This is a genomic window from Bradyrhizobium sp. LA2.1 (genome assembly GCF_040547725.1).
GTDB lineage: Bacteria > Pseudomonadota > Alphaproteobacteria > Rhizobiales > Xanthobacteraceae > Bradyrhizobium > Bradyrhizobium barranii.
Genome location: NZ_JBEPQI010000045.1, coordinates 1 through 21,625 on the forward strand (window position 1 = coordinate 1; position 21,625 = coordinate 21,625).

Annotated in this window: 19 protein-coding genes; 6 read left to right on the forward strand and 13 right to left on the reverse strand. The window is 59.7% G+C overall.

Annotated elements, in window-relative coordinates:
* Positions 1 to 422 precede the first annotated feature (422 nt).
* A complete protein-coding gene (locus tag ABIB95_RS44860) occupies positions 423 to 1,520 on the reverse strand; it encodes an HlyD family secretion protein (RefSeq protein ID WP_354248888.1) in 1,098 nt (365 codons plus the stop codon).
* A 6-nt stretch (positions 1,521 to 1,526) separates the two neighbouring features.
* Positions 1,527 to 1,730 carry a DUF1656 domain-containing protein gene (locus ABIB95_RS44865; RefSeq protein ID WP_208084739.1) on the reverse strand — a complete coding sequence of 68 codons (204 nt, stop codon included), beginning with the start codon at positions 1,728 to 1,730 and terminating at the stop codon, positions 1,527 to 1,529.
* Positions 1,731 to 2,285: 555 nt separating this feature from the next.
* Here ABIB95_RS44865 and ABIB95_RS44870 point away from each other — a divergent pair.
* Together ABIB95_RS44870 and ABIB95_RS44875 are read left to right on the forward strand one after the other, a co-directional pair.
* Positions 2,286 to 2,849 (forward strand): hemerythrin domain-containing protein, encoded by a 564-nt coding sequence (locus ABIB95_RS44870; protein WP_354248889.1) that lies wholly within the window; start codon positions 2,286 to 2,288, stop codon positions 2,847 to 2,849.
* Positions 2,850 to 2,987: 138 nt separating this feature from the next.
* Entirely contained in the window at positions 2,988 to 3,263 is a 276-nt protein-coding gene (locus tag ABIB95_RS44875; protein WP_354248890.1) for a hypothetical protein, read from the forward strand.
* A gap of 160 nt (positions 3,264 to 3,423) precedes the next feature.
* On the opposite strand, the gene ABIB95_RS44880 is transcribed toward ABIB95_RS44875, so the two are convergent.
* Positions 3,424 to 3,849, reverse strand: coding sequence for a hypothetical protein (locus tag ABIB95_RS44880; RefSeq protein WP_028154089.1), 426 nt, complete (start codon positions 3,847 to 3,849; stop codon positions 3,424 to 3,426).
* Positions 3,850 to 4,054: 205 nt separating this feature from the next.
* Between ABIB95_RS44880 and ABIB95_RS44885 the strand changes: the two genes are divergently transcribed.
* Positions 4,055 to 4,258 carry a cold-shock protein gene (locus tag ABIB95_RS44885; RefSeq protein WP_028141284.1) on the forward strand — a complete coding sequence of 68 codons (204 nt, stop codon included), beginning with the start codon at positions 4,055 to 4,057 and terminating at the stop codon, positions 4,256 to 4,258.
* 361 nt (positions 4,259 to 4,619) lie between these two features.
* Here ABIB95_RS44885 and ABIB95_RS44890 read toward each other — a convergent pair whose 3' ends face one another.
* The 10 genes from ABIB95_RS44890 to ABIB95_RS44935 all read right to left on the reverse strand — a co-directional run bounded on the left by ABIB95_RS44890 (position 4,620) and on the right by ABIB95_RS44935 (position 17,442).
* Positions 4,620 to 4,802, reverse strand: a complete 183-nt coding sequence (locus tag ABIB95_RS44890; RefSeq protein WP_028154091.1) for a hypothetical protein — start codon at positions 4,800 to 4,802, stop codon at positions 4,620 to 4,622.
* 390 nt (positions 4,803 to 5,192) lie between these two features.
* Positions 5,193 to 7,850, reverse strand: coding sequence for an MGH1-like glycoside hydrolase domain-containing protein (locus ABIB95_RS44895; RefSeq protein ID WP_354248891.1), 2,658 nt, complete (start codon positions 7,848 to 7,850; stop codon positions 5,193 to 5,195).
* Between the two features lies 1 nt (position 7,851).
* Entirely contained in the window at positions 7,852 to 9,918 is a 2,067-nt protein-coding gene (gene tkt, locus ABIB95_RS44900; protein ID WP_354248892.1) for a transketolase, read from the reverse strand.
* A gap of 140 nt (positions 9,919 to 10,058) precedes the next feature.
* Positions 10,059 to 11,432, reverse strand: a complete 1,374-nt coding sequence (zwf, locus tag ABIB95_RS44905) for a glucose-6-phosphate dehydrogenase (protein ID WP_479711476.1) — start codon at positions 11,430 to 11,432, stop codon at positions 10,059 to 10,061.
* A gap of 15 nt (positions 11,433 to 11,447) precedes the next feature.
* A complete protein-coding gene (gene gnd, locus ABIB95_RS44910) occupies positions 11,448 to 12,467 on the reverse strand; it encodes a phosphogluconate dehydrogenase (NAD(+)-dependent, decarboxylating) (protein ID WP_354248893.1) in 1,020 nt (339 codons plus the stop codon).
* Between the two features lie 78 nt (positions 12,468 to 12,545).
* Positions 12,546 to 14,192: a glucose-6-phosphate isomerase gene (gene pgi, locus ABIB95_RS44915; protein ID WP_354248894.1), complete on the reverse strand. Its 1,647-nt coding sequence runs from the start codon at positions 14,190 to 14,192 to the stop codon at positions 12,546 to 12,548.
* Positions 14,193 to 14,205: 13 nt separating this feature from the next.
* Complete coding sequence (locus ABIB95_RS44920; RefSeq protein ID WP_354248895.1) at positions 14,206 to 14,913, reverse strand: ROK family protein; 708 nt, start codon at positions 14,911 to 14,913, stop codon at positions 14,206 to 14,208.
* Between the two features lie 25 nt (positions 14,914 to 14,938).
* On the reverse strand, positions 14,939 to 16,024 hold the full coding sequence (gene tal, locus ABIB95_RS44925; protein ID WP_354248896.1) for a transaldolase: 1,086 nt from the start codon (positions 16,022 to 16,024) through the stop codon (positions 14,939 to 14,941).
* Positions 16,025 to 16,028: 4 nt separating this feature from the next.
* Complete coding sequence (locus ABIB95_RS44930; protein WP_354248897.1) at positions 16,029 to 16,721, reverse strand: HAD family hydrolase; 693 nt, start codon at positions 16,719 to 16,721, stop codon at positions 16,029 to 16,031.
* Between the two features lie 100 nt (positions 16,722 to 16,821).
* Positions 16,822 to 17,442 (reverse strand): histidine phosphatase family protein, encoded by a 621-nt coding sequence (locus ABIB95_RS44935; RefSeq protein ID WP_354248898.1) that lies wholly within the window; start codon positions 17,440 to 17,442, stop codon positions 16,822 to 16,824.
* Between the two features lie 743 nt (positions 17,443 to 18,185).
* On the opposite strand from ABIB95_RS44935, the gene ABIB95_RS44940 reads away from it, so the two are divergent.
* The 3 genes from ABIB95_RS44940 to ABIB95_RS44950 all read left to right on the forward strand — a co-directional run bounded on the left by ABIB95_RS44940 (position 18,186) and on the right by ABIB95_RS44950 (position 21,431).
* On the forward strand, positions 18,186 to 20,006 hold the full coding sequence (locus ABIB95_RS44940) for a glycoside hydrolase family 15 protein (RefSeq protein WP_354248899.1): 1,821 nt from the start codon (positions 18,186 to 18,188) through the stop codon (positions 20,004 to 20,006).
* A gap of 14 nt (positions 20,007 to 20,020) precedes the next feature.
* Positions 20,021 to 20,485 carry a HEAT repeat domain-containing protein gene (locus tag ABIB95_RS44945; RefSeq protein WP_354248900.1) on the forward strand — a complete coding sequence of 155 codons (465 nt, stop codon included), beginning with the start codon at positions 20,021 to 20,023 and terminating at the stop codon, positions 20,483 to 20,485.
* Between the two features lie 502 nt (positions 20,486 to 20,987).
* The gene (locus ABIB95_RS44950) at positions 20,988 to 21,431 is read left to right on the forward strand and encodes a CBS domain-containing protein (protein ID WP_354248901.1); all 444 of its coding nucleotides are present in this window, start codon (positions 20,988 to 20,990) and stop codon (positions 21,429 to 21,431) included.
* Positions 21,432 to 21,625 lie beyond the last annotated feature (194 nt).

The following is a 21,625-nucleotide window of genomic DNA, read 5'->3' on the forward strand; positions in this document are numbered from 1 at the left end:
TCGTCTGCCATCACAAGGTGTCCACCTATTTTGGTGGACACCTCATGCATCAGAGCACCCAAAAGCAAAAGGTGCAGGGAAATTCGCGCTTACGACTGACACTCTCTCCGCCACTGCCTTTGTTTCTGCACCGTTCACACCAACGAGATACCGCGTGCAGACCCATTGGGGCCGGCTATGCGCGCGTCGTAGATTTGGATATTGGGGCGAGCAAATCGGACATCTGCGCGATCAGAGTGGTCACCCTACTGCCTCGCACGACAACCAAGACTGCGATTCGGTAGATAAAGCCACCTGTCTGTCTCCTTGGTTCGGTGGTGGATTGCTGCGTGGCTGCCCACGTTGTTCTAGCCGTTGACCCAACAGGCCTGTGCCTCACCTGGTTGAGGCACGACCTCGATCGTCTATCTCAATCGTGGCAGTCATGCCGGCCGTGAGCACGACGCCCGGGGCACCTCATCGATATGGATGCGAACCGGGATGCGTTGGGCCAGGCGTACCCACGTGAATATGGGATTGACGGTCGCAACGCCTTGACCGTTGGGCTGCGCGTTCGCGACGTTGATTGCGCGGGCGATGCTGTCGACGTGACCACGCACGATTTGAGCGTGACCCATCAGCTTGATTTGAGTCGGATCGCCCACGCGGATAGGAGCAAGGTTCGTCTCCTCGAAATATCCGTCGACCCAGAATGAATCGGCGTCGACAAGAGAAATGGTGTTTACGCCGACATTGATGTAGTCGCCAAGCTGCGCCAGCAAGTTCGTCACGTAACCGTCGACTGGAGCGAGAATGCGCGTGCGTTCGAGGTTCACCTGCGCCTGGTTGAGCTGGGCTTTGGCTTGCGCAAGACCTGCCTCGGCACTCAGGCGCTGCGCTTTCAGCGTCTCGACCTGCCGCAGCGCCTGATTGAGGCTGTCCTGCGCAGACTGCACCGTCGCCTCCTGCTGATGCAGCTGGGACGTAAACTGCTCGGCATTCTGAACGGTGCCATAACCGTCCTTCGCCAGTTTTTGGTAACGTTGGGCCTGTTGCTGTGCAAATACGAGCGCGGCGCGCCCCAGCCGTAACTGTGCCTCGCTTGCATTGATCTGCGCCTGCTGGACGTTCATTTGAGCGTCGATGCTATGCACGTTCGCCTGCGCCTGCTGCACCGCTGCCTCGGATTGGCTGACCGCGATCCTGTAGTTGGTGGGATCGATCACCAGCAGCAGATCACCCCTGTGAACGTATTTGTTGTCGACCACATGTAGCTCGACGATGCGCCCGGCGACCTCGGGGGCCATCGTCACCACATAGGCGCGCACGGTCGCGTCGCGCGTCCACGGTGCTCCCATGTAGGCGTCCCACATCTTCCAACCGAGCAGCCCGGCAAGCACGACCGCTGCCAGCGTGATCAGAAATGGACCCATCGTTATGCGCTGCCTGACAGCGCGCGATTCCGGCGGAGGCGACGGGGCGGTCTTGTCGTGGTCGTCGCCCGTTTCGGTGCGCTTTGATGTGACTTCAGCTACGGTCATGACAACTCACTCGGCAAGGATCAGGATCGAGGACGCGAGAACCATGATGTACACGGCAAACACGAACAGCGCGGGATGCCAGACATGCCGCAGCAAACCCGCGCGGTTAGCGATCCGACGGAGTATGACGGTGATGATCCAGGCTCCGATCATCAAGATTGAGACCGGCGCAACGTAGACACCGAACAGGTTGATTTCGGTAAATCTCATGCAGAAACTCCTGCGTCGAAGTAACGGCCATGCTCGGCAAGTGCCTCGCAGATGAGCAGGACGCGACCGCGCGCCCGAAGCGCCTCCAGCCCGGTTTCAGGTGCGGAAGCGAGCCGGTCGTCGAGTTCTCGCAACCTCAGAAGGTCGTGATGCGTCTACATGAGAGGAGGGGCCTTTATGAAACTGCCTTTTTCTCGCGCCGTCCTCCGCAGCGTGGGATTTTCGAACGACCGACGCCGAGGCGATCCGAATATTTTAATAAGGCCTCGACATGCGGCGCGGCCCGCACGACCCGTACGAACTGCGCGACCTGAAGATCGCGTTGGCTGCAGCGCTTGGCCGATCGAAATTCCGCGCATGCCCACTTGGTCGCGGGCCACGGTGTCGCTGATCGGTTGCGACAAGGAGCCGGTCGAGGTTGAGCTGGAGTTGAGGGCGCGGCTGAGACTGCCGTCGGGAAAGCCGACGGCCGATTTAAGTTATCTCGGATTGATCTGTCGCAAATGCTGACACCGGACCAAAGACTATGTTGAGAGCGGTTTATGGAGCTCTGCCATGATCATAGAGCGCTTATCCAAAGAGCATCTCAACATTGAGAAGCTGCTGGCCATCCTCGAGCGGGAACTCGAGGTATTCGACCGCGGCGACCGTGCTGACTACGAAGTCATTCACGCGGTTATCAGTTACTTCGAAGTCTACCCAGAAGTTTATCATCATCCTCAGGAAGACTTGGTATTTGCCAAGCTGAGGGCACGAGATCCGTCGGCTGCTGCGAAGGTCGGCGATCTAGCTCGCGAACACCAGAAAGGGCCCCAACTTTTACGCCGCGTCGCTCAGGCGGTCGACAGCGTTCTCGCGGAACGTGAGATTCTGCGCGAAGATGTGGATCTTATCGTTCGGGATTTTATCGCACACGAGCGCCGTCACATGAGGATGGAAGATCGCGATTTTTTTCCCGTGGCACTTAAGGTTCTCAAGCCTCAAGATTGGACTGAGATCGCTTCAGTCGCAACGAGTCACAATGACCCGCTATTCAGCGACGTTGCCGAGGAGCGGTTTGACACGCTGCGCGCACATATTGTGCGGCTTGAGCAGGAGGCTGACGCGGAGCGAAAGTAATCGCTATGGCGTCGCGCAGTGCATTGTGCCGCGCGACGCTGAGGACGCCGAGGTCAAGCGCGCAAGGGAGAGTCAGAATTTAGCTGCGCCTTTGCTTGCGCGCTCACAGACGCTTGCGGCCCGAAGTAGGAGGCTATGATGCCGCTCCTCACCGACGATCTCGAATCGACCATGCGCTATGCATTGCTGACAACGCGTGCTATAGCATTCTGTCCTTTCCATCCAGAGGTCATGATCCGCGTCGGAGACGGCGACGCCGAAACCCATGCTTATTACCGCGCCAGAAGCATCACCCGGAGTGACGGCACGTGTTGGGAGCGTGAAGATCTCATGGAGGAGATTGTGCGCCAACTCACGGATGCGGCCGACGGCGTGTGTCCTCGGTGTGCGCAGCTGGTTGCTTCCCATAACTGACGGGCCGCGCCGTCAGGACACCGGAAAAGGAAAACCGAGGCAAGAAACCTTAGTGTTGGCTAAATGAGGGAGGAACTGCCCGACAAGCGAAGGCGTGTGCCCAGCGGAAGAAGCCGATGACCTGTTCGACTAACTTTCATGTCAAGACGCGAGGATCGGACTAAATTACAAACGTCGTGCCAAGATTGAGGACCATCTTTACCATCCACTGGCCCTTGATCGTAAAGGTCATGGAGCTCGGGTTTGGTATCTCGAAATTAAAAAAGACGCTTCCGCTCTTATTAAACGCCGCGCCCGACAACGCATCAGGAAAAAATGACACGTTTTGCGTGACGTCACCTCGGTGGCCCTTGACGTCCTTCAATGACCATGGACCGCTGATGTTGCGCATAAGTTGCGAATCTAGTTGGAAGTCCGTGTCCGAAACACCGCTTCCAGAGATTGGACCGGAGCAACCTAAAAGTGCTGCGATATTAGCTACTCTGCTGCCAATCTTAAACGATATCGATGCGGTGCCCGACGACGTGCGTACCCTCAGCACGTGCGCAGCAATAAACCAGTCGTCCGCCTTTGTGTCTGCTGCCACGGCCGCCTCCCGCTGTAACTGAAACCTCTCGCCAGCGACTGGAGATTAACCGTCTTGATGTCATACCCATGTGAAGAGGTTCACACGACGTAAAACGACATCCTCGGCTCGCGTACACCTCCGGCGCATGAGCGCGGTTGCGACCAGCCTTTCTTTCGTCGAAATTCGGGCACTAGTTTTGCTTTTTGGAAAATGGAGAAGTTAAGTGGCAATGGGGACGGTAAAGTGGTTCAACCCGACGAAGGGCTACGGGTTCATTCAACCTGACAACGGCGGCAAAGATGTGTTTGTCCATATCTCGGCAGTCGAGAAGGCTGGTTTCACCTCACTCGCAGAGGGAGCCAAGGTTAGTTTCGACGTCGTGAACAATCGCGGAAAAGACTCGGCGGAAAATCTACGAATCGGGTGATGCGCCCATTGTGTTGTTCAACAGAAAGGCCGCAGCGGCGAACCACTGCGGCCTGCTGCCGGGTTAAAATTTATAAGTGAAATATGGGTCCAGCCCCGGCGAGATGAAGCCTACAGCGCGGGGCGGGGCGCAATGTCGTCGATGTCACACTTTGAGACAATTAAATGCGTCAGCTGTTCTTACTGAGGAGGGCCCGCCGGGGCTGGGAAGGCGAGCCCTCAACCCAAAGGCCGCAAAAGCTCTCCGGCAGCCCTGACGGACGCAGCAGTCTGCACCTGATCGGCAGATGCGAGCGTTAAAACAATATCGAATTCTGGCGGGCTCGCTCAACGAACTTGGTGCGATCAAGCCAGCGGTCCAATCACCGCTGATGGCCTAAACCAACTCCCAATACGAGCGCCTTCTGACGGAGCGCGCCCTCGGTTCGCTTGGTCATCTTGGCTATTTTGACGACAGGCGTCCGCGCCTTGGAGTGCGCCTTCAAGTCTCTGATATCGGCAGCAGTCCACTCGCGACGAACAGTCTTCTTTGTCTTCTTGGCCAAGGCGGCGCTCCATCAATGTTGATGGCGCGGTCTAGCACACGGAAGGTACGACCGTCACGCGGGATGGTGTGACGCAACGCGCGGTGCACACCTGGCCTGAGGATAGAGCGGGAAGGCCGGTGAGGCCGCGACGAGCGGTGAGGGCGAGGAGGGCGGCGCGCAAAGTTGGTCAATCCTGTCGGGAAATTAGGAAGGCCATCGGAACGCTAGAGAGATGGTGCTCGGAGCTAGACATCAGCAGAAGACGATTAACGTTGTTATGTTGTATGCCGCCTGACGGAAACGCGCTGGTGATCTGCGAAGCGATCGGCCAATTCATTTTTTTCCCAAGCGATGCTTGTGCGGTCGAATGCAATCGCGAAAACCGCGCAGCGAGGCGATCTTCCACTGTTACTTCCGACCACTTCGAAACCGCCGATTGGCCACCAGTGCACCGGCCAGAGCCGTCCATCCGGTCTGATGCGAAGCGCCAAGTCCTTCACCGGTATCGCCGTGAAAGTATTCGTAGAATACCAAAGAATCGCGCCATGCCCCATCGCGCTGGAAGCGTGAATCCGATCCCAGTGCTGGTCGTCGGCCGTCTGAGTCTCGGAGGAACAATCTGAGCAGTCGGCGCTCGAGCTCTTCGGCCACTTGCTCGAGACTTGCCTGCCTACGCGATCCTGTCGGCAGTTCAACGGTAAAATCTTCGCCAAGGTTGGTATGAAGATGTCGTAGCGACTCGATCGCGAGAAAATTGAGCGGAAACCAGATCGGTCCGCGCCAGTTGGAATTGCCGCCGAACAGAGCGGTCCGAGATGCGCCCGGCTCATAGTCGAGACGAGCGACATGTCCGTCCATGTTAACGACGAGCGGATGCTCACGGTGGTAACGCGACAGCGAGCGTAGCCCGTAAGGTGAGAGAAACTCCGATTCGTCGAGCATACACGCGAGAATCCGCTTCATGCGCGACTTGCCCACCAGCGAGATCAGCCGAGGGCGTCCATTGGTCGCAGGCGTGTGCAGGAATTCTGTAAGGCCAGGCTTGTTATCGACGTACCAGCGCGCGCGCTTGCGGAACATCGGCAGTCGGTCCCACAGCGCTGCATCGAGCTGGACGGCCGCAAAGATTGGTAACAGTCCAACCATAGAACGTGCGCGCACCGTGAAAGTCGAGCCGTCGCGCTTGCGAAGCCGATCATAGAAAAAGCCGTCTTGGTCGTCCCACAGCTTGTTCATAGCGGCCGCGATTAGGGCGAAATGCTCGAAGAACTTTACCGCGACGTCCTCGTAGCTAGGCTCGTGGTTGGCAAGCAGGAGTGCCATCTCCAGCATGTTGAGACAGAACTTAGCCATCCAGGCGGTGCCATCCGACTGCTCCAGTACATCGCCGTCAGGGTGCATTTGCGAGCGGTCGAACGGGCCGATGTTGTCGAGCCCGAGAAAGCCGCCCTCGAACACGTTGTCGCCACACGCGTCTTCTCGATTTACCCACCAGGTGAAATTGATCAAGAGCTTTTGAAACGCGCGAGCCAGAAAGTCGAAATCGGTGCCACCATCGATCCGGAACACCGCAAGCGTGGCCCACGCCTGAACTGGCGGATTCACGTCTCCGAAATTCCATTCATACGCCGGCAACTGGCCGTTCGGGTGCATGTACCATTCGCGTGCCAGCAGCAGCAGTTGATGTTTCGCTGCTGAGGGGTCGATGTGCGCCAGCACCACGCAATGGAAGGCGAGGTCCCATGAGGCATACCATGGATATTCCCATTTGTCGGGCATGGCGATGATGTCGTGGTTGTTGAGATGGCGCCAGCCCGCGTTGCGACCGGACGCACGTGGTTCGGGCGGACCTATGATGTCGCCGTCGAGCCAGCGCGCGACGTCGTAATGGTAAAACTGCTGGCTCCACAGCATGCCAGCGAACGCCTGCCGCATTACTACGGCCTCCTCCTCACTCGCGTCGTCAGGAGTCAGCGCGGTATAGTACTCGTCGGCTTCGCGCCTCCGGTCGGTATGGATCCGCTCGAAGTCTGCTCCGAGGTTCGCGGCCTGGTCGCGTCCATCACGTGCCAGGCGAAGCCTGAGCTCGACCGTTTCGCCGCCGGCGACTTTGAGGCGATACCAGCAGGCCATTTTTGTACCCCGCCTCGCAGGATTTACGGTCGCCGCACCGTGAACGACATGGTCGTTGATGCCGTCCTTTGGATAGGTCTGCTCAGTGGTGACGCCATACAGGTATCGGGCATTGGTTTCGTTTTCACAGAACAGTAGCGACGGCGGCTTTCCGGCCGAATCCACCCCGGCAGTGAAGCGCCAGCGGCCAAGCAGTTCTTCTTCAGCGATCGCGCCGACGTTGCCAGTCTCAGTAGCCGCCTGGATAATCGGCCGTGCGATGCCAGCCTCCCAGGACCAGCGATTGCGGAACCACAGTGTCGGAAGCACCTGAAGCTCAGCCGGATCGGGTCCGGCGTTTCGAACGCTGATGCGCATGCATATGTCGTCAGGTGATGCTTTGGCGTAATCCGCCGTGATCTGCCAGTAACGATCCCCTTCGAAAATACCGGTATCCAGGAGTTCAAATTCGGGCTCGTCCCTGTTGCGCCTTGCGTTCTCCTGCCGAAGCAAGGCGTAGGGAAACTCCGCTTGGGGGTAGTGGTAACGCCAACGAAGCCACGAGCTGGTCGGTGTTGCGTCGATATACCACCAGTACTCTTTAGCGTCCTCGCCGTGATTTCCTTCTGGACCACTGAGACCGAAGATACGTTCCTTCAGGAAGGGGTCACGTCCATTCCAAAAGGAGAGAGCAAAACACAGGCGCTGCGATCGATCGCAAAGGCCGGCAAGACCGTCCTCGTTCCACCGATAAGCGCGCGAGCGCGCGTGTTCGTGGGGGAAATATTGCCAGGCTTGTCCATCGGCACTGTAGTCTTCGCGCACGGTTCCCCAAGCCCGATCACTGACGTAAGGCCCGATCGCTTTCCAGTCGCCGGGAGTATCGGGCGAGGAGTCGGCAAGCCTTGCATGCTCGGCCGAAGGGGGCGGACCGGTTTGCCCGACATCGTCCATGCTATGCGGCATTCGAGGGCTGCAACAGCGCCTTAACCGTTGCGATGATATGATCCACGGTGAATCCGAACTCCTGCTGCAACGCCTTCAGCGGAGCGGAAGCGCCAAAAGTGTGCATGCCAATGACTCGGCCAGTCCTCCCGACGTACCGCTCCCAGCCGAACGTGGACGCCTGCTCGACTGCAACGCGGGCCGTGACCTCAGGTGGCAAGACGGCATCGCGGTATTCCTGGGTCTCGCGTTCGAAGACATCCCAGGACGGCATCGAGACCACACGCGAGCGGATACCATCCAAGCGAAGTCTCTCATGAGCGTCGGCCGCGAGACTCAACTCGCTGCCGGTGGCAATCAAGATTATATCCGGCTTACCCTCAGGAGGATCGGCGAGCACGTAGGCGCCTCGCGCCGCCCCGGATGCCGATGCGTACTTGCTGCGATCGAGGATCGGTAATGGTTGGCGAGACAGCGCCAACAAGGCTGGCCGATGACGAAGCTGCATGATGTAGCGATAGGCCTCAACCACTTCGTTGGCATCCCCGGGCCGGAACAGCGTCAGACCTGGCATTGCTCGCATTGAGGCGAGATGCTCGATCGGTTGGTGCGTTGGGCCATCTTCGCCATCGCCCATGGCATCATGGGTAAAAACAAACACCACCGGTAATTCCATCAGCGCAGCGAGTCGCATCGCGGGCCGAGCGTAATCGCTGAAGATCAGGAATGTCGCGCCGAACGGCCGCAGTTTCGACAGTGCGAGACCGTTCAGGATTGCCGCCATCGCATGCTCGCGGATGCCGAAATGCAAATTCTTGCCATCCGGTGTGGCGGCCTGAAGATCGCCTGCGCCTTCATAGGTCAAGAGCGTCTTGGTCGATGGACCCAGATCGGCCGAACCGCCGATTAACCAGGGAATGTTTTGCGCCAGAACGTTCAGGACCTTTCCCGACGCCTCACGACCCGCAACGCCCTTCGAATCCGGCGGGAATACCGGCAGGTCGCGGTCCCAGCCTTGCGGAAGCGTGCGCTGTTGCATCTGGTCGATCTCAGTCGCCAGGGCTGGATACTTTGAACGGTAATCGGCGAACAGCTCCCGCCACTTGCGATGGGCTTCTGCGCCTCGCACCCCGACGTCGGCGGCGAATTGTTCGAGAACGCCGTCAGGCACCAGGAAATTCGATTCTTCGGGCCAACCATAAGCGCGTTTAGTGAGTTTGACTTCTTCAACACCGAGCGGCTCGCCATGTGCCGCAGCAGTATCGTGACGATGTGGCGAGCCATATCCGATGTGGCTACTGAGCATCACCAGCGTCGGGCGGCCTTTCGTGTCGCGGAACGTCGTCAAGGCCCGTTCGATGCCCGCGATATCGTTGGCATCACTGACGTACAGGATGTTCCAGCCATAGCCAGTGAAACGGACGGCTACATCTTCCGTGAAGGCCAGCCGTGTGCTGCCTTCTATCGTGATATGATTGTTGTCGTAGATCCAGCACAGGTTATCGAGGCCGAGGTGGGCGGCCAGCGACGCCGCTTCCGAGCTGATGCCTTCCATCAGGCAGCCGTCGCCGCATACGGCGTAAATATCGTAGTCGAAGATGGCAAAGTCCGGCTTGTTGTATCGCGCAGCGAGCCAGCGCTGCGCGATTGCCATACCGACGCTGGTCGCAATGCCTTGTCCGAGCGGGCCACTGGTCGTTTCCACGCCGGACACCAGGTGGTATTCGGGATGCCCCGGCGCGTGACTCCCAAGCTGGCGAAAGCGTCGGATATCGTCGAGGGTGACAGCGGGCCTGCCCAGCGTTTCGTACTCGGCATTCACGGCCTGCGTGCCCGTGAGGTGGAGCACCGACCACAGCAGCATCGACGCGTGGCCGTTCGACAGCACGAAGCGGTCGCGGCCGGGCCAGATCGGATCTTGTGGATCGAAACGCATGACCCGGTTCCAGAGCGTATAGACAAGTGGAGCAAGCGCCATCGGCGTGCCGGGATGACCGGAGTTCGCGGCCTGCACCGCATCGATCGACAGTGTGCGGATGGTGTTGATCGCGAGTTGGTCGAGTTCGACGTCGGTCATGGTTGATTTCCTCCCGCGGGTGTCGATTACATGGCCGCTGGCGCGCCAACCGGCGTGCGTGCATCGTCAGCGAACCGCCGCCATCGAGCAACAGAGCCGGGATCGAGGAGCGCTTCGATCTACATTCCTCACCCTCCGCGCTACAGTACCGTCGGGTTGTGCCAGCCGCCCGGCGGCGCGACATTCTTGTCCACTTCGTGAGGCCCCCAGCTTCCGGCATGGTATTCGTAGACGGGTGTCGTCTTCTTCAAGACCGGATCGACAATCCGCCAGGCTTCTTCGACGTAGTCCTGTCGTGCAAACAGCGTCCGATCGCCGTTCATCGCGTCGCCGAGCACGCGTTCATATGCATCCATCTCCTCTGGGCCAGGGCGCCGGCTGGCCAGCAATTCGACAGGCTCCCCGATTTCTCGATCATCCTCGTCCATCACCATCGTGCCGAGAGCAATGGCCATGTCGGGATTGATGCGAAACCGCAAGTAATTCGGTATTGCGGCGCAATGGGGGAAGATCCGCGGCGCCTCACGAAGGCGTACGATCACCTCCGTGCAAGTCACGGGAAGCGATTTCCCGGCACGGATGTAAAATGGTACTCCCTGCCAGCGCCAGGAGTCGATCTCCAGCCGGAGCGCGGCGAACGTCTCCACCTGCGACTCCGGAGCAACGCCCGGCTCCTGCCGGTAGCCGCGAAACTGTCCGCGCACCAATTCGTTCTCAGCGATCGGCGGGATCGATCTGAGAACCTTGGCCTTCTCGTCACGCAGCGATTCGCTGTCCGATCGCGCCGGTGGCTCCATCGCCAGATTGGCCAAAACCTGAAACAGATGATTTTGGATAACGTCGCGAATTGTGCCGGTTTGGTCATAGAACGCGCCGCGACCCTGCACGCCGAAATTCTCCGCCATCGTGATCTGCACGCTACTCACGAACTTGCGGTCCCAGAACGACTCCAGGAACGCGTTTGCGAAGCGAAAGAAGACCATGTTGTGAACAGGTCGCTTTCCAAGATAGTGGTCGATGCGGAAGATGTGATCTTCGTCGAACCTGGCGAGCAGAATCCTGTTGAGGTTGCGTGCGGAGACGAGATCATGCCCGAATGGCTTCTCCACAATCACGCGCGCGCCGTTTGTGCAATCGGCAGTGTCGAGCCGCTCCACCACGGTTGCAAACAATGCGGGTGGGATCGCCAAATAATGTGCCGGCCGCTGCGCCGAACCGAGCTGCTTGCGAAGGGCGTCGAACGTAGTCGGATCGGCATAGTCGCCGTCTACGTAACGTAAAAGACCGGCTAGCTTGTCAAACGCAGCGGCGTCGAGGCCGCCGTGCTTTTCGAGGCTATCTCGTACTCGGGCCTTGAGTTGGTCGAGGGTCCAGCCGGCCTTCGCGACGCCGATGACGGGCACATCGAGGTGGCCCCGCTTCAGCATGGCTTGCAGCGACGGAAAAATCTTCTTGTAGGCAAGATCGCCGGTTGCGCCGAAAAATACCAATGCGTCGGATCTGGGTTCGCTCAAGGCCATCTGGGTCTCTCACTGGCTGCCTTTTTCCAGGTGTCCACCGAACTCGTAGCGCATCGCCGAAAGCAGCTTGTTCTGGAAATCGGCTTCGCCGCGAGAACTGAAGCGCTCGTAAAGCGCCGTCGTCAGCACCGGAGCGGGGACTGCCTCGTCGATCGCTGCTGCGATGGTCCAGCGTCCTTCGCCGGAGTCGGATACGCGCCCTGCGAATTTGGAAAGCGCTGGATCTTCCAGCAACGCCGTTGCTGTCAAGTCGAGAAGCCACGAGGCAACCACGCTGCCGCGCCGCCACACTTCTGCGATCTCGGGCAGATTCAGGTCATACTGGTAGTGCTCGGGAATGCGAAGCGGCGTTGTTTCGGCGTCCGATGCGTGCGTCTGCTTGCCAATGTTCGCCGCGCGCAGGATACCAAGCCCCTCGGCATACGCCGCCATCAGCCCGTACTCGATACCGTTATGGACCATCTTGACGAAATGACCGGCTCCGTTCTGCCCGCAGTGGAGGTAGCCATGCTCGGAGGTGCCGCCGGCGGCGCGCTCTCGTCCCGGCGTGCGTGGGATTTCGCCGACACCCGGAGCAAGGGTCTTGAAGACCGAATCCAGCCGCTGCACTGCCTGGTCAGGGCCACCGATCATCATGCAGTAGCCGCGCTCAAGACCCCACACACCGCCGCTGGTACCGACATCTACATAATTGATGCCCTTCTGCGCCAGTTCCTTGGAACGCCTGATGTCATCGATGTAGTAGGAGTTGCCGCCGTCGATCAGCGTGTCGCCGGCTTCAATCAGCGGCAGCAGATCGCCGATCGATTTATCCACGACGGCCGCGGGAACCATCAACCAGATCGCGCGCGGCTTTTCGAGCTTCTTCACGAAATCCGAGAGCGAGGAGCTTCCCGTCGCGTTGTCTTTCACCAGTTCCGCAACGGCGTTCGGCGACATGTCGAAGACGACACATTGGTGACCATGCCGGACAAGTCTTCGCACCATATTGGCGCCCATTCGGCCGAGGCCGATCATTCCGAGTTGCATGAGTGGCTCCTGTGTTTTTGCTGCGGCGTTATTATCTCTCCCCCGTGCGCTGTTAACGTGGCGTGTCGAGATGAGTGTCTAGTGCAACTTGTCCCTGAATGCGCGATGTCTGCGGATCAACGCATTGGTCGAGCTGTCATGGCCGAATTTGGGTTCGGCTTCGCTGGTGAGTTCCGGAATGATGCGCTGCGCCAGCACCTTGCCGAGTTCGACGCCCCATTGGTCGAATGAATCGACTTGCCAAATTGCACCCTGAGTGAAGACGTTGTGCTCGTACAGTGCGACGAGTTTGCCGAGCGCCGCGGGTGTCAGCTGTTCCAGCAGTATCGTATTGGACGGTCGGTTTCCCTCGAACACGCGATGTGGAACGAGCCAATCGGCAGATCCCTCTGCCCTTACTTCGTCACGTGTCTTGCCGAATGCGAGCGCTTCGCCCTGCGCGAAGACGTTGGCGAGCAACATGTCGTGTTGCTCTCCAAGTTGGTTGAGGGTCGTGTGAAAGGCAATGAAGTCGCATGGAATGAGGCGGGTGCCCTGGTGAATGAGTTGGTAGAACGAATGTTGACCGTTGGTCCCGGGCTCACCCCAATAAATCGGACCCGTGTCGTAGCTGAGAGGATGACCCTCGAGCGTGACGTGCTTGCCGTTGCTCTCCATCGTCAACTGTTGGAGATAAGCAGGGAACCGTTTCAGGTATTGCTCGTAAGGCAGCACCGCTACGGTCTGCGCGCCGAAGAAATTATTATTCCAGATGGCAAGCAGCCCCATTAGTACCGGCAGGTTGCGCTCGAACGGCGCGGTGTGGAAATGCTCGTCTATTTCATGGAAACCGCCGAGCATGGCGCGAAAGTTGTCGGGACCGATGGCAAGCATCGTCGAAAGTCCGATCGCCGAATCCATGGAGTATCGACCACCAACCCAGTCCCAGAAGCCAAACATGCTGGAGGTGTCGATGCCGAACTTCGTCACTTCCTTCGCGTTTGTCGACACCGCAACGAAATGCTTCGCGACCGACTCCTCGTCGCCCCCAAGCCCCGCGAGCGACCAGCTGCGCGCGCTCCTGGCGTTGGTCATGGTCTCAAGGGTTGTGAAGGTTTTGGAAGAGATAATGAACAGCGTCTCCGCTGGATCGAGATCGCGGATCGCTTCCGCAAAATCGGTGCCGTCCACGTTGGAGACGAACCGGAACGTCATGGCGCGGTCGCTGTAATGCTTGAGCGCCTCGTAGGCCATCACCGGCCCCAGATCGGAGCCGCCGATGCCGATGCTGACGATGTTGCGGATTGGCTTCCCGGTGTGGCCGCGCCACGCACCGCCGCGTACGCGATTGGAAAAATCGGCCATGCGGTCGAGCACCGAATGGACCTGGGGCACAACGTCCTCGCCATCGACCGGGATCGATTGCCCCTTCGGCGCGCGGAGCGCGACGTGCAGGACGGCCCGCTTTTCGGAAACGTTGATCCTCTCGCCTGCGAACATCGCATCGATCCGCGCGCGGAGCCCGGACTGTTGGGCCAGTTGCAACAGCAGAGCCAGCGTTTCGTCGGTAATCCGGTTCTTCGAATAGTCGAGATAGAGTCCCGCTGCTTCGACCGTCAAGCGCTCGCCGCGTTTGGGGTCTTGAGCAAAGAGCTCGCGCAGATGCAAGCGGTCGATCTTCCGAAAATGGGCGGACAGGGCCTGCCAGGCAGGAAGCTCGGTGACCGTATTCGTGGCCGTTGCCATTCATCGCTCCTGTCTAACGCGCCATCGCGGCTTGTGCAGTTTGTTTGCGCGAGCGAGTGATCTTTCCCTTTGGCGGACCGTCCCACAGCTGGAATCCACCCTTGAATGCGTTGGCATTGTCGCCAAGCCGGCATAATGGCGGCAGTGTTTTCAATAGTTTGGCGTTGCCGCCGCCCAGCACGACGTCCTCCGGTTGGAGTGCCGCAACCAGATATTCAACGACATCTTCGACGTGCTTCCGCCATGCTTTCTTGCCAAGTTCCTCCAGCGCGTGCGCGCCGACATAGTCCTCATAGATCCCCCTCTTGTACGGTAAGTGTCCAAGCTCCATCGGCTGCACGATGCCATCGACGATCATCGCCGAGCCGAGTCCCGTCCCTAGCCCGAGAAACAACATTTTGCCGCTCTGGTAGCTGCCGAGTGCCTGCATCGCCGCATCGTTGATGACTTTCGTCGGTAGTTTGAATGCCGCAGCGAAGTCGAAGCCCGTCCAGCCTTTTCCCAGATTGTGAGGCTCCGCCATAGGACGGTCATGCACGACCGGGCCCGGATAGCCAATCGAGATCAGGTCATATTCCCAGCCATCGGCCAGCTTTTTGACGCTCGATACCAACTTCCGGGCTGTCATTGTCGACCCGGAGTCAATTTCTCGCTTCACTTTTTCGCCGGAGGCAAGGATCTTGACGTGGGTGCCGCCCACGTCAATGACCAGTATGTTCATGGAAGACCTTTGTCCCGCTTGGAATTTAGCTTGCCTTCTTGAGTACCTCGGTCTTGGCGGAGATGACACTCATCAACTCGTTCCAGGATTTGACAAACGATTTGGCGCCCTCATCCTGCAATGTCGCTGCTAGCGCTTCGATGTCGACGCCGGCCTTCGCGAATTGCGAGAGTGCCTCTTCGGAATCGCCGCCATCGGACGGCAAAATCTCTCCAATCTCGCCGTGATCAGCCAGGGCCTTCACCGTACCTTCCGGCATGGTGTTCACCGTGAGCGGCGCGGCCAGCGCCTTGACGTACAAAACATCAGACGCTGCCGGATCCTTGGTTCCTGTGCTCGCCCATAACAGGCGCTGTGGCCGCCCACCCTCGTTGTAGATGCGCCGCGAACGAGCCGAGGAGAGCAACTCGCAAGCCGACTTGTAGGTTCGTTTCGCGATTGCAATACCGAGCTGATTGCGCAATTGCGCGGGCACTTGGTTCGCTACGGCGGCATCCCAGCGGCTGACGAAGACCGACGCAACGGATCCAACATTTGGAGTTAGACCGGCTGCGATCCGCCGCTCGATGCCGCGCAGATATGCCTCGGCGGCAGCGAGATAGTGCTCCCGGCTGAACAATAGCGTCACATTCACAGGCACGCCGGCAAAGATCGTTTCTTCGATGGCGGGCAATCCTTCTCGTGTACCGGGTATCTTGATGAAGAGGTTGGGGCGTTTCGCCTGCGCATGCAGTTCCTTGGCCGCCGCGATTGTGCTGGCCGTGTCATGCGCGAGAAGGGGCGAGACCTCGAGCGAGACCCACCCGTCTACACCGTTGGTGCGGTCCCAAATCGGACGGAACAGGTCTGCTGCCTGGGCTAGATCGTCGATTGCGAGTTCGAAGAATAACGTCTCGCCCGACTTTCCCTCCGAGAGCTTGCTGCGGATAGCTGAATCATAGTGAGAGCTGTTCTTGATCGCATGGTCGAAGATTGTGGGGTTAGATGTGAGTCCCGTCAGCGACAAGTCGGTGATGTAGCGCCTCAACGTGCCGCTGTTCAGCAGGTCGCGGGTGATGTTGTCGAGCCAAACGCTCTGTCCGAGTTCGTGGAGTTTTTGCGTTCCCTTCATCGCTTCACCTCCGCATGGCTTCGAGTCGTGGGGCTGCCGCAAGCAGACGTCCCAGATCACAGTCGAGCAGATCTCCGATCCGGTCCACCGTCACGTCGGGTGTAGCGAAGGAGGCGAGGGCGTTCGCGTCATGCGCATATTGTCCTTGTCGGGGAAGGACGGTGGTGACGCGGTTGCCCCAAGCCTCTTTGACCGCGGCAAGGATACGCGGCTTATCATCAACCAGAACGTAGTGCAGCGCCGGATAGCGAGCCTCAACATTATCGAGCGCGAGTTCCTTGTGGATGTAGATCAGCACGTGTGAGTTGACTGCCTCCAAAAGTCCGGAGCGCTCGACCTTCCGGGGTTGAAAGACGACGTCGCCATCGGTGAGAAGGACGGTTGGGCCCCACTGACGTAGTCGTTCGAGCACATCCAGGGATCCCGGGTACAGCCGATTGGCGAACGGGTAATCGACCAGGAATGACGACATGGACAATAAGTGCATGTCCTGCGGGTGTTCGATGCGGTACCGCTGGAGCGCACCGAGATAGTCTCGATAGCCCAGTTCTTCGAACAACTCCTCGAGAATTGCCCAGTACCGATCGCGACAGGGGGCTCCGAACCGGCGCTCGAGGTAGGCCTTGATATCAGCCTGGATACGATCGTTATCGAGAAGCGTATTGTCGACATCGACCAGAAAGACGACCTGGTTCATCGGTCTTACCCTTACGCTACTCTCTGCAATATGCTCACCCTGCGCGCCTTGCACGCACGCGCATATTCAAGTCTATGTTACTCCGACTGGCACTTCCATCTCAGTGCGCGAAGGCTGGTGGGAACCGACCTTCGACGTGCCCGGTGTCATTCCACAGTCGGACCGCTGGCTCTGACTGATCGTGTTCGTACCCGAGTATGCTCAGGCTTGCAGTGTCGAGCGTAAAGAGTCGTCCGGCCTCCGCATCGAGGCCTAACCAGCGTGCTGTCAAAACTCGGAGAAAATGTCCGCTCGAAAACAATAACACGTTACCTGGGACGTTGCGAACACGCTCCACAATGCGATCAGCCCGGGCGCCGACTTGATTCGGTGCTTCTCCTCCTGGACAGCCGTCGCGAAACAATTGCCAGCCTGGACGCTCTTCATGGATTTCCTTTGTGCGACGCCCCTCGTATTGGCCGTAATTCCATTCCAGCAGATCGCAGTCGGGCTCCGCCTCGACTCCGAAACCAGCTAACTCCGACGTCCGGACCGCTCGCTTCAGGGGGCTTGTGAACACTTTTGCGAAAGTGAAACCCAGCAACCGCGAGCCCAAACTCTGCGCATTGAGTTCGCCGCGCTCAGTGAGAGGCAAGTCTGTGAGGCCTGTATGCTGGCCTGAGAGGCTCCACGCCGTCTCGCCATGCCTTGCGAGGCAAATGATCGGAAGGACGGCGCTCATGGTCTCGCCCCTTCAGCTTCGGCCTGCCACCGCCTGCGGTAAGAACCGAACTCGGGACACTTCGGACTAAGGCATCTTTATCGTCAACGCCTTCAAGGTCCGTGCGCATACCTGCCCACTGGTAGCGCGACTTCTTCGGAGAAGCAACGATCCCTCTCGCGTTATGACAGTTCGGCACGCGAACGGATGTGCGTCTGAAACGCTGACCTATTCGCTTAGGCATGTTCCACTATGGCGCCGGAGTTCTTTGAACCGGCCCACCATAGGAAGGAGCGCTGAATGTCACGGTCGGCGGAGGCGATCCGAATTCTGATTGAGATTGGCGCATACTGCGTCTGAGAGGAAAGTGCGAAAGTGACTTCTAGGCAGCACTCCAGGACTTGAGCGAAACTCCTAGTTCGTCGCCGGCTTCTCGGAAGAGCCTCGGCGAGCTCACGCGGGGCGTGCTAGGATTGGTGGTACATCAACATCGAAACTGGCACGTTCGTGCCACGGGGCTGCCGATAATCGGGACCGGCGACCTTAGTCGCCTGTCGAGCTATTGAAAGTGCGGAGCAGTTGATCCGGATGCAAACGACGTTCTTCGTCCATCTCAGCTGGTTCGGAAGTTAAGAAATGTTACTGGCGAGGACCGCGCGCGAAATTGCGAGCAAAAGACGAATATCGTTGTGTCGTTTCGCTGCCTCAAGGGATTGATGATCGTGGGGCTCGATCAGCGTCGAGCGAGCGGAGGAGACGAGATCATGGGCTACAAGCCGATCGAGTCCTACGGCGTCATCGGCGACCTGCACACCGTTGCCCTGGTTGGCATCGACGGGTCCATCGATTGGTGTTGCCTGCCGCACTTTGACTCGCCGAGCGTTTTCGCGGCGATCCTCGACGATCAGAAAGGGGGCTCATTCCGCATCGCTAGTCTCTACGAGGCGCAGCACAAACAGATGTACATGCCTGACAGCAACGTCCTGGTGACGCGCTTTCTTAGCGACCAGGGCGTCGGTGAAGTCGTGGACTTCATGCCGGTCCAGGGCCCGTGCGAGATCAGAAAAATCCACCAGATCGTCCGAGTAGTGCGAGCGGTCCGCGGGTCTGTCCGTTTCCGCCTCGACTGCCGGCCGGCTTTCGATTTCGCCCGCCGGCCCCATCAGGTCATCCTGGAGGGCCGGGGAGCGATCTTCGAGGCGCAAGGCATGAAAGTCTCGCTGGTCAGCCGCTTCCCACTTGGTCGGCAAGGCGACGGCGTCGCTGCCGAGTTCGTCCTCAACCCCGGCGAGACGACCACGTTCATCCTCCGCCAGGTGGAGGAGAACGGCCACGGCAGCGTTCATGATGGGGTCCTGCTCGAGGCGCGGCTGGTCGGCACGGAGGCGCTGACGCAGACCCTGGCTTTTTGGCGGCAGTGGTTGAGGAAGTGCAGCTATTCAGGTCGCTGGCGCGAGATGGTCCACCGCTCGGCGCTGGTGTTGAAGCTGCTGACGTTCGCACCGACCGGCGCGATCGTGGCGGCGCCGACCTGCGGGCTGCCGGAGGAGATCGGCGGGGTGCGCAACTGGGACTATCGTTATACTTGGGTGCGCGACGCCGCTTTCACCAATTACGCCTTCCTGCGCCTGGGGCTGACGTCGGAGGCGGAGCAGTTCATGGCCTGGTTGGAGCAGCGGGCCGTCGAGGGCGCCCAGGGCGACCCGTTGCAGACTATGTATCGCATCGACGGTGGCCGCGAGCTGCCCGAGGAGGTCCTCGACCACCTCGATGGCTACCGCGGGTCGCGTCCAGTGCGAGTCGGTAACGCCGCTGCCGACCAGCTGCAGCTGGACATCTATGGCGAACTGATGGATGCGGTCTACCTGTACGACAAGTATGGGACGCCGATCGCCTATGACTCCTGGCGCCACGTGCGCAAGATGTTGGACTGGGTGGCGAGCAACTGGGAGCGAGCCGACGATGGCATCTGGGAGGTGCGCGGTGGACAACAGCAGTTCGTGTACTCCAAGGTGCAGTGCTGGGTGGCGCTGGACCGAGCGATCCGCCTTGCGCAGAAGCGGAGTCTGCCGCTGGACCGCGCCCGCTTGGCCGCGGAGCGGGACCGCATCTACGAGGCCATCATGACGCACGGCTGGAACACCGAGCGGCAGACGTTCGTGCAGCATTTCGCCACTGACGCGGTGGATGCGTCCAATTTGATCATGCCGCTCGTCTTTTTCCTGTCGCCGACCGACCCCCGCATGCGTGGGACGCTGGATCGGATCATGGCGGAGCTGGTTTCCGACAGCCTAGTGCACCGCTACGAGATCGGCAGAGGAGCTGGCGACGGCCTGACCGGGAGCGAGGGGACGTTCAACATGTGTACGTTCTGGCTGGTGGAAGCGTTGGCCCGGGCGGGCCGCGCAGAGGAGGCACGCTTCATCTTCGAGAAAATGCTGACCTACGCCAACCACCTCGGCTTGTACGCCGAGGAGACGGGTCCGTGTGGCGAAGCGTTGGGCAACTTCCCGCAGGCATTCACTCACATCGGGTTGATAAGCGCCGCGTTCAACCTGGACCGCCGGCTAGGCGTGGGATCTTGAGTGGGGGCCGGGCCATGAGCGCGCAGATCGCTTACCTAGGGACTTCCGTTCCAGGCTGGGTGAGGGAGCTTTCGAGCGGCGATCCGCTCCAGCGCCGCCTCGGTGCATATGCCCTGGGCGAGATCGGCCCGGCGGCAACCGAGGCTATGTCCGACCTCGCCGCTGCCCTCCAGGACCCGGTTGCGTTCGTGCGCGTCTGGGCGGCGGCGGCCCTGGCCCGGGTGGTGCCGTCGGGTGGAGAGTCGATCACCGTACTCGTCGCGGAGTTGGGCAACGAGCTTGCCTTCGTCCGCAGCCTGGCGGCCTGGCACCTCGGTCGCCTCGGTCCGGCCTTCCCGGGGATCGAACAAGCCCTCCACCCCCTCCGACAGCTAACGGGCGATGAGGATCCGAGCGTGCGGGTGGAGGCCGCGCTAGCGCTGGGGATGCTCGAGGGGAAGGGCTCCCCGCCGCCGGAGCTGAAGTCCTTGTGCACTTGAGCCTCCGCTGCATCGCCCTGCGCGGATTTGTCCGCGCACTGGTGCGCTCCAGGTCATGCGGCACTGCTGAAACCATCATCTGGTCGTGCACCGAAGGCGGTCACGGTTAGTCACCAGGTTATCTCAGAATGCTAAGTTGGTTTGGCCGCGAACACTGAAAACGGCAGGGATTTGGGGGAGGGAATTTGACGGAGTCGGACCTTCGCTACCAAAAATTGTCACGCACCGGCGTGACAGCAGATGCCGCCCTGATCTGGCCGACAGCAGGTTGCCATTGCTGATTTGCTGCGGCGTGCTGCTTACTGTGGAGGCGGGCACTAAGCGGGAGCCCAGAGGTCCGCTTGCGATCTGAAACCAGACCTGGCGCCGCGGGTTAGCACCGGGCCGCTTTTGAGCCGTAGCAGCCGGCGACATCGGCGCGGTGCTGACGCGGCAAGATATTTCGACTATCCTTCAATGCTCACCATCGAGGGGGCGGGACAGGGCCCACGAGAGGAAATCGATGAGCACAGTAAAAAATGCTCTGGCCCAGAAGAGTGGCATCCTGATCCATGTTCGTTCCGGCGACATGGTCATCGAAGCCTTGCGCCAGATGCGCGACAACCGGGTTCGGTCGGTGCTGGTCATCGACGATGACGTGCTGGTCGGTATCGTGACCCAGGGTGACTGCGCCATCAAAGTGCTGCTGCCCGGGCTCGATGCGAAGCAGACGCCGGTGGGCCAAGTGATGACGGGCAACCCCGTGACGGTCAAGCCGGACGATCAGCTAGAGGGCTGCATGGCAATGATGGCTCAGCGCACTTTTCGCCATCTGCCAGTGCTGCACGCGGGCAAGGTCGTGGGCGTGATCTCGATCGGAGACGTCGTCAAGAACATCATCCGGGATTTGGAGCACAACGTGGATGACCTGATGGGCTACATCATGAAGGACGGCCCCGGGGGCTAACAGACGAACCGCGCGGTGCCGTCGCCCCCGCGCATGTCTGCTTGTGGCCCTTAGCGGACATGATTGGCGTTGTGTGCCGACTTCCGCTTTGCCGGAGATGGCCGACATAATCGCCGAAGGCTGCTTCCGTCGATCCCTCTCCGTCGGCCGGAAAGGCAAGGCATCGTGGATGCACTGTCGCATCCACTCATCAG

Coding starts and splice junctions, on each gene's coding strand:
- ABIB95_RS44860 (WP_354248888.1), bottom strand. CDS start 1,520: ATGACCGTAGCTGAAGTCACATCAAAGCGCACCGAAACGGGCGACGAC.
- ABIB95_RS44865 (WP_208084739.1), bottom strand. CDS start 1,730: ATGAGATTTACCGAAATCAACCTGTTCGGTGTCTACGTTGCGCCGGTC.
- ABIB95_RS44870 (WP_354248889.1), top strand. CDS start 2,286: ATGATCATAGAGCGCTTATCCAAAGAGCATCTCAACATTGAGAAGCTG.
- ABIB95_RS44875 (WP_354248890.1), top strand. CDS start 2,988: ATGCCGCTCCTCACCGACGATCTCGAATCGACCATGCGCTATGCATTG.
- ABIB95_RS44895 (WP_354248891.1), bottom strand. CDS start 7,850: ATGGACGATGTCGGGCAAACCGGTCCGCCCCCTTCGGCCGAGCATGCA.
- tkt (WP_354248892.1), bottom strand. CDS start 9,918: ATGACCGACGTCGAACTCGACCAACTCGCGATCAACACCATCCGCACA.
- gnd (WP_354248893.1), bottom strand. CDS start 12,467: ATGCAACTCGGAATGATCGGCCTCGGCCGAATGGGCGCCAATATGGTG.
- pgi (WP_354248894.1), bottom strand. CDS start 14,192: ATGGCAACGGCCACGAATACGGTCACCGAGCTTCCTGCCTGGCAGGCC.
- ABIB95_RS44920 (WP_354248895.1), bottom strand. CDS start 14,913: ATGAACATACTGGTCATTGACGTGGGCGGCACCCACGTCAAGATCCTT.
- tal (WP_354248896.1), bottom strand. CDS start 16,024: ATGAAGGGAACGCAAAAACTCCACGAACTCGGACAGAGCGTTTGGCTC.
- ABIB95_RS44930 (WP_354248897.1), bottom strand. CDS start 16,721: ATGAACCAGGTCGTCTTTCTGGTCGATGTCGACAATACGCTTCTCGAT.
- ABIB95_RS44935 (WP_354248898.1), bottom strand. CDS start 17,442: ATGAGCGCCGTCCTTCCGATCATTTGCCTCGCAAGGCATGGCGAGACG.
- ABIB95_RS44940 (WP_354248899.1), top strand. CDS start 18,186: ATGGGCTACAAGCCGATCGAGTCCTACGGCGTCATCGGCGACCTGCAC.
- ABIB95_RS44945 (WP_354248900.1), top strand. CDS start 20,021: ATGAGCGCGCAGATCGCTTACCTAGGGACTTCCGTTCCAGGCTGGGTG.
- ABIB95_RS44950 (WP_354248901.1), top strand. CDS start 20,988: ATGAGCACAGTAAAAAATGCTCTGGCCCAGAAGAGTGGCATCCTGATC.